The 1,216-nt window shown below is 78.9% G+C and carries 1 protein-coding gene; it reads left to right on the top strand.

Translation table 11 applies throughout. From position 1 onward, the window contains the following. The coding region (locus tag DVA66_RS20520; protein ID WP_198672014.1) for a hypothetical protein at positions 1-1,216 on the top strand (1,216 nt) is incomplete at both ends.

Here is a 1,216-nt window from a genome sequence, read left to right as displayed (position 1 = left end):
GTGGCGCGCGCTGCGCCGCTACCTGGCCGGCCGGCGCACCCGCTCCCGGCTGCGCGAGCGGGTCGGCGCCGCCCCGGCCACCGACCAGGGCCGCGCCACCGCGCACCTGCTGCGCCCCCGCTGGTGGTACAGCCTGAGGCTCGGCGTCGAGTGGGTCGCCGGTGCGGTCTCCGACGCCTGGCGCGACCTCGGCGGACGCCGCCAGGACACCTCCCTCGACGAGCTCACCGGTGACGACTTCGCTGGCCGGGAGGACGCCGGGGCGCCCTGGTGGCACGCCCCGCTGGCCCTGCTGGTGGGCGTCGTGCTCGTCGCCGGCGTCTTCGGCCGGACGCTCTCCCCGGGGCTGCTCACCGCCACCCAGCTGCTGCCCGGAGCCACCACCCTCACCACCAGCTGGGGCCGCTACCTCGACCCGGTGACCGCCGCCGACGGAGTCGTCGCCCCGCCGTGGGTCGGGCTGGCCGCCCTGCTCGCCACCCCGCTGGGCGGGCACACCGACTGGGTGCTGGTGGTCGTGCTGGCCGGTGCGGTCGGGCTCGCCTTCCTCACCGCCCGCGCCGCGCTGCGGGCCCTCGACGTCGACCCGGTGACCGCGGTCTGGGTGTCGGCGCTGTGGGCGCTGCTGCCCACCGTGCTCGGCGCGGCCCAGCGCGGCTCGCTGCTCGCGGTCGGTGTCGCGGTGGTGCTGCCGTTGCTGCTGCGCGCCGCCACCCGGCTGGTCGGACGTCCCGGTCTGGAGTCGGTCCGCGGCGCGTTCGGTGTCGCGCTGGCCGCCACCGTGCTGCTGGCGCTGCAGCCGGCCCTGCTGGTGCTGCTGGTGCCGGCCGGTCTGCTGGGCCTGCTGCTGCGGCCGCGGCTGCGGGCGCAGGTGGCGGTGGCGGTCGGCGTCCCGGTGCTGCTGCTCGGGCCCTGGTGGCCCACCCTGGTGCGCCACCCCGGCCGGTGGCTGACGGGGCCCTCGCCCACCCTCGTCCCCGATGAGCCCGCCGCCGTGTGGCGGCTGCTGCTCGGCCAGACCCCGGGACCCGCCTGGTTCGACGGCGGGCCGGTGCCGCTCGCGCTGACGGCGCCGGTGGTGCTGGGGTGCCTGGCGCTCGGCGTCCTCGGGCTGGTCCGCCGCGGCCGGCAGCCGGTCGTCCGCAACGCCTGGCTGGTCGCCGTCCTCGGGCTGGCCGCCGCGGTGCTGGCCAGCCGGATGGTGGTGGCGGTGCCG

The sequence above is a fragment of the Desertihabitans aurantiacus genome, assembly GCF_003344635.1.
Taxonomy (GTDB): domain Bacteria; phylum Actinomycetota; class Actinomycetes; order Propionibacteriales; family Propionibacteriaceae; genus Desertihabitans; species Desertihabitans aurantiacus.
Note: the sequence above shows the minus strand (reverse complement) of the source record. Positions and strands in the feature narration are given on the sequence as shown.